This window comes from Citrobacter sp. Cb041 (assembly GCF_030336655.1).
Classification (GTDB): Bacteria; Pseudomonadota; Gammaproteobacteria; order Enterobacterales; family Enterobacteriaceae; genus Citrobacter; species Citrobacter braakii.
In genome coordinates this window covers 25,080-31,529 of sequence record NZ_JAOWDD010000041.1, presented here as the reverse complement: position 1 = coordinate 31,529, position 6,450 = coordinate 25,080, and the positions used below count along the sequence as shown (strand labels likewise).

4 protein-coding genes and 1 tRNA gene are annotated in these 6,450 nt (G+C 53.9%); 3 read left to right on the top strand and 2 right to left on the bottom strand.

What is annotated here, in order from left to right; translation table 11 throughout:
* Window positions 1-2 precede the first annotated feature (2 nt).
* A tRNA-Gly gene (locus OGV52_RS17965) sits at window positions 3-78 on the bottom strand.
* Window positions 79-318: 240 nt separating this feature from the next.
* Complete coding sequence (orn, locus tag OGV52_RS17960; RefSeq protein WP_016151407.1) at window positions 319-864, bottom strand: oligoribonuclease; 546 nt, start codon at window positions 862-864, stop codon at window positions 319-321.
* 105 nt (window positions 865-969) lie between these two features.
* Here orn and rsgA point away from each other — a divergent pair, with 105 nt between their 5' ends.
* From rsgA to mscM, 3 genes are all read left to right on the top strand, one after another.
* Window positions 970-2,022: a small ribosomal subunit biogenesis GTPase RsgA gene (rsgA, locus tag OGV52_RS17955; RefSeq protein ID WP_019078196.1), complete on the top strand. Its 1,053-nt coding sequence runs from the start codon at window positions 970-972 to the stop codon at window positions 2,020-2,022.
* A 92-nt stretch (window positions 2,023-2,114) separates the two neighbouring features.
* Window positions 2,115-3,083 (top strand): archaetidylserine decarboxylase, encoded by a 969-nt coding sequence (gene asd / locus OGV52_RS17950; protein ID WP_016155504.1) that lies wholly within the window; start codon window positions 2,115-2,117, stop codon window positions 3,081-3,083.
* Between the two features lie 17 nt (window positions 3,084-3,100).
* A complete protein-coding gene (gene mscM, locus OGV52_RS17945) occupies window positions 3,101-6,415 on the top strand; it encodes a miniconductance mechanosensitive channel MscM (protein ID WP_232585254.1) in 3,315 nt (1,104 codons plus the stop codon).
* The last annotated feature ends 35 nt before the right edge of the window (window positions 6,416-6,450 follow it).

The following is a 6,450-nucleotide window of genomic DNA, read 5'->3' as shown; positions in this document are numbered from 1 at the left end:
TTTGGAGCGGGAAACGAGACTCGAACTCGCGACCCCGACCTTGGCAAGGTCGTGCTCTACCAACTGAGCTATTCCCGCAAATTTGTACTGCTTTTGCTGCTGCCGTAACGTGTAATTCTCTGTCGTTACGGGAGGCGCATTATACGAGAAATCCGTTTAGCTGCAACCCCCCTAAAAGCGATTTTTTTGTTTTTCTGTTTAAGTGCTGAATTTATCGGCAAGTCGTCTAATTTAGCGACAATCCAGCCTCAGTGCAAGCGCACAGGAACGATATTCGTAGGCCGGGTAAGCCACAGCGCCGCCCGGCAATCCATAAAATCAAAGCTTAATAAAATGTTCGCGATAGTAAGCAAGCTCAGCAACAGATTCACGAATATCGTCCATCGCCTGATGCGTTCCCTGCTTGGTGAAGCCAGCAAGAATCTCCGGCTTCCAACGACGCGCCAGCTCTTTCAGAGTACTGACGTCAAGATAGCGATAGTGGAAATACGCCTCCAGCTCCGGCATGTATTTAAACAGGAAACGACGATCCTGACCGATGCTGTTGCCGCAGATAGGTGATTTCCCTTCTGGAACCCACTCTTTCAAAAAAGCCAGCGTAGCCAGTTCAGCTTCACGATCCCCCATGGTGCTCGCCTTCACGCGATCCACTAGCCCACTACCGGTATGCGTACGTACGTTCCAGTCATCCATTAATGCCAGCTGTTCGTCGGACTGGTGCACCGCAATTGTCGGTCCTTCAGCCAGAATATTCAGGTTGGCATCCGTCACCAGCGTGGCTATCTCAATTATGCGATCGCGCTCGGGATCCAGACCTGTCATCTCCAGATCGATCCAAATCAGGTTGTTTTCATTGGCACTCATGCTATTTTCCACCCTTCAGCGTCACATTCAGTGTGACTATATTCATCTAAAATTGCGTGTATCATAAATGTTTTGCCCATTATGGGCGACCAGGAGTCAGTCCGATTGAGTAAGAATAAACTCTCCAAAGGCCAACAGCGCCGTGTGAACGCCAATCACCAGCGTCGTCTGAAAACGTCCACGGAGAAGCCAGACTACGACGACAACCTGTTTGGCGAAACCGCTGAAGGCATCGTAATCAGCCGTTTTGGCATGCATGCCGACGTGGAATCTGCTGACGGTGAGATTCACCGCTGCAACATCCGCCGTACAATTCGCTCGCTGGTGACCGGCGATCGCGTTGTCTGGCGCCCGGGAAAAGCAGCAGCAGAAGGCGTGAATGTCAAAGGCATCGTTGAGGCGGTACACGAGCGTACCTCGGTACTGACACGTCCCGACTTTTACGACGGGGTGAAACCCATTGCCGCCAACATCAACCAGATCGTTATTGTCTCAGCCATCTTACCCGAGCTGTCACTCAATATTATCGACCGGTATCTGGTAGCCTGTGAAACGCTACACGTTGAACCAATTATCGTATTGAATAAGATCGATCTGCTGGATGACGAAGGCATGGCCTTTGTTAACGAACAGATGGATATTTATCGCCACATTGGCTATCGCGTGTTGATGGTATCAAGCCGCACGAAAGACGGCCTGAAACCGCTTGAAGAAGCATTAACCGATCGCATCAGCATTTTTGCCGGTCAGTCGGGCGTTGGTAAATCTAGCCTGCTCAATAATCTTCTCGGTCTGCAGGAAGAGATCCTGACCAACGATGTCTCCGACAACTCCGGCCTTGGACAGCACACCACCACTGCCTCTCGCCTGTATCATTTCCCGCACGGTGGCGACGTTATCGACTCCCCTGGCGTACGTGAGTTCGGGTTGTGGCATCTGGAGCCGGAACAAATCACACATGGTTTTGTCGAATTCCATGACTACCTGGGCCACTGCAAATACCGCGACTGCAAGCATGATACCGATCCAGGCTGCGCTATCCGTGAGGCCGTAGAAAAAGGGGCAATAGCCGAAACTCGGTTTGAAAATTATCACCGCATCCTGGAAAGCATGGCGCAGGTAAAAACACGTAAAAACTTTTCTGATACAGACAACTGACAACTAAGCTAAGCATCGCTAGAATCGTCCCCCTTTTTTCAGGATCCGGCCCGTATGCCGGATCGGGAACAAATTATGGCCTGGAGGCTACCTTGTTAAACTCATTTAAGCTTTCGCTACAATACATTCTGCCGAAACTATGGCTCACTCGCCTGGCGGGTTGGGGTGCGAGCAAACGAGCAGGATGGCTGACTAAACTGGTTATCGATCTGTTCGTGAAATATTACAAGGTCGATATGAAAGAGGCGCAAAAACCGGACACCGCCAGCTATCGCACCTTTAACGACTTCTTTGTTCGCCCACTGCGCGACGACGTTCGCCCGATTAACACCGATCCAAACGTACTGGTCATGCCTGCTGACGGCGTGATTAACCAGTTAGGAAACATCGAAGAAGACAAACTGCTGCAGGCCAAAGGGCACAGCTATACTCTTGAAGCACTGCTGGCCGGCAACTACCAGATGGCGGACAAATTCCGCAACGGTACGTTTGTGACCACTTACTTATCTCCACGCGATTACCACCGTGTACATATGCCGTGTAACGGTATCCTGCGTGAAATGATGTACGTGCCAGGCGATCTCTTCTCTGTAAATATCCTGACTGCGCAAAACGTTCCAAACCTGTTTGCACGCAACGAACGCGTAATCTGTCTGTTTGATACCGAATTTGGCCCGATGGTGCAGATTCTGGTCGGCGCGACCATCGTTGGCAGTATTGAAACCGCATGGGCTGGCACCATTACCCCACCGCGTGAAGGCGTCATCAAACGCTGGACCTGGCCGGAAGGCGAAAGCGAAGGGTCGGTGGCGCTGCTGAAAGGTCAGGAAATGGGCCGCTTTAAGCTCGGTTCCACCGTTATCAACCTGTTCGCGCCTGGCAAAGTTAACCTGGTTGAGCAGTTGCAGGACCTTTCAGTGACCAAAATCGGCCAGCCAATGGCCATCTCGACCGAGACATTCGTGACGCCAGAGGCAGAACCAGCCCCGCTTGCGAAAGAAGAGATTGAAGCAGAACACGACGCCAGCCCGCTGGTTGACGACAAAAAAGACGAAAGTTAAACATAGGAATCGCTGCTGTGCGCCTGATTATCACTTTTCTGATGGCCTGGTGCCTCAGCCTGGGGGCGTACGCTGCGACGGCCCCCGATGCCAAACAACTCACCCAGGAACTGGAGCAGGCAAAAGCGGCGAAACCTGCTCAGCCAGAAACCGTCGAGGCGCTCCAGTCCGCGCTGAATGCCCTCGAGGAGCGTAAAGGTTCTCTCGAGCGTACCCAGCAATATCAGCAGGTTATTGATAACTTCCCCAAGCTGTCCGCAACATTACGCGCGCAGCTTAGCAACCTGCGCGATGAACCGCGCAATGTGCCAACCGGACTCACCACCGATGCGTTAAACCAGGAGATCCTCCAGGTCAGCAGCCAACTGTTGGAAAAGAGTCGTCAGGCCCAGCAGGAGCAGGATCGCGCCCGGGAAATCGCCGACTCGTTAAGCCAGCTTCCTCAACAGCAAACCGATGCCCGCCGCCAGCTAAATGAGCTTGAGCGACGTATTGGTACCGCCAACTCTAATCCCGCGCAGAATCAGGCGATGCAGGCTGAATCCGCCAAACTCAAAGCCCTGGTCGATGAACTGGAGCTGGCGCAGCTTTCCGCTAATAACCGCCAGGAGCTGGCGCGTATGCGCTCAGAGCTGGCGGAAAAACAGAGCCAGCAGCTCGATACTTACCTGCAGGCTTTGCGCAACCAGCTCAACAGTCAACGTCAGCGTGAAGCAGAGCGAGCGCTGGAAAGCACCGAACTGTTGGCGGAAAACAGCGCGGGACTGCCGGAAGGTATTGTCGACCAGTTCAAGGTTAACCGCGAACTGTCTCAGGCATTAAACCAGCAGGCGCAACGTATGGACCTGGTCGCCTCGCAACAGCGTCAAGCCGCCAGCCAAACGCTACAGGTGCGCCAGGCATTGAATACGCTGCGAGAGCAGTCTCAGTGGCTTGGGGTCTCAAATATGCTGGGAGAAGCACTGCGCGCGCAGGTATCCCGTTTACCGGAAATGCCCAAGCCTCAGCAGTTGGATACCGAAATGGCGCAGCTTCGCGTGCACCGTATGCGCTATGAGGATCTCCTCAACAAACAGCCGCAGTTGCGTCAGATTCATCAGGCCGATGGACAACCGCTGACCGCTGAACAGAGCAGCATTCTCAACGCCCAGTTACGCACCCAGCGTGAGCTGCTGAACTCTTTGTTACAGGGCGGCGATACGCTGATCCTTGAGCTGACCAAGCTCAAAGTCTCTAACAGCCAACTGGAAGATGCGCTAAAAGAGGTCAACGAAGCAACGCACCGCTATCTGTTCTGGACCTCGGACGTTAGCCCCATCTCCCTCTCCTGGCCTGTCGACATCGTCCAGGATCTGCGGCGTCTGATCTCATTAGATACGTTTAATCAGTTGGGCAAAGCCAGCATCATGATGCTGACCAGCAAAGAAACGCTGCTGCCGCTTTTCGCGGCATTGGTGCTGGTTGGCTTTAGCCTCTCTTCGCGCAAACACTTCACCCGTTTTCTGGAGCGTTCATCTGCGCGGGTCGGGAAAGTCACCCAGGACCACTTCTGGCTGACGATACGCACGGTGTTCTGGTCGATACTCGTCGCTTCTCCGTTGCCGGTGCTGTGGGCAACGCTCGGTTACGGATTGCAGGAAGCCTGGCCTTATCCATTAGCTGTCGCTATCGGCGATGGCGTTACCGCCACGGTGCCCATGCTGTGGGCAGTAATGATTTGCGCCACCTTTGCGCGCCCCAACGGTCTGTTCATTGCCCACTTTGGCTGGCCGCGTAACCGCGTCGCGAAAGCCATGCACTATTACCTGATGAGTATCGGGCTGATTGTGCCGCTGATCATGGCGGTGATTATGTTTGATAATCTCAATGACCGGGAATTCTCCGCCTCACTGGGGCGTCTGTGCTTTATTCTGATTTGCGGTGCGCTGGCGGTCGTAACCCTGAGCCTGAAACGCGCCGGGATACCGCTGTACCTCGATAAAGAAGGCAACAGCGATAACATGGTCAACAGCATGCTGTGGAATATGCTGATGGGCGCACCGCTGATTGCCATTCTCGCTGCGGCAGTGGGCTATCTCGCCACGTCGCAAGCTTTATTGGCGCGTCTGGAAACGTCCGTAGCTATCTGGTTCTTGTTACTGGTGGTGTATCACGTTATCCGCCGCTGGATGCTGATCCAGCGCCGCCGGCTGGCGTTTGACCGCGCCAAGCATCGACGTGCCGAAATGCTGGCGCAGCGCGCACGGGGTGAAGAAGAACCAGCGCATTCCACCAGCCTTGAAGGCACGATTGATGTTGATGAAAGCGAAGTGGATCTGGATGCTATCAGCGCGCAATCACTGCGCCTGGTGCGCTCTATCCTGATGCTTATCGCCCTGCTCTCGGTCATTGTGCTGTGGTCAGAAATTCATTCCGCTTTCGGCTTCCTGGAAAATATCTCGTTGTGGGATGTCACCTCCACGGTGCAGGGTGTGGAAAGTTTAGAGCCGATAACGCTGGGTGCAGTGCTTATCGCAATCCTGGTGTTTATCATCACTACCCAATTAGTGCGCAACCTGCCCGCGCTGCTGGAGCTGGCGCTGCTGCAACATCTCGATTTAACCCCCGGCACCGGTTACGCCATCACCACCATCACCAAGTACCTGCTGATGCTGATTGGCGGTCTGGTTGGCTTCTCAATGATCGGTATTGAGTGGTCCAAACTGCAATGGCTGGTAGCGGCTCTCGGTGTCGGTCTGGGCTTTGGTTTGCAGGAGATCTTCGCCAACTTTATTTCCGGCCTGATTATCCTGTTTGAAAAACCAATCCGCATTGGCGACACGGTGACGATTCGCGATCTTACCGGTAGCGTGACGAAAATTAATACCCGCGCCACGACCATCAGCGACTGGGACCGCAAAGAGATCATCGTGCCCAACAAAGCCTTTATCACCGAGCAGTTTATCAACTGGTCGTTATCGGATTCGGTCACCCGTGTGGTATTAACCATCCCGGCACCGTCGGAGGCTAACAGCGAGGAGGTTACGCAGATCCTGCTTACTGCCGCACAACGCTGCTCGCTGGTTATCGATAACCCGGCACCAGAAGTCTTCCTGGTTGACCTGCAGCAAGGGATTCAAATCTTCGAACTGCGTATTTATGCCGCTGAAATGGGGCATCGTATGCCGCTGCGCCACGAAATCCACCAGTTGATTCTGGCAGGCTTCCGTGAGCACGGTATCGATATGCCGTTCCCACCGTTCCAGATGCGTCTGGAGAGCCTCGGCGGTAAGCAAACGGGAAGAACCTTAAGTTCTGCGGGCAGAAGCAGTCGCCCGGCGGGGAGTTTGTAAACAAAAATGATGCCGGATGGCAGCTTCGCCGAATC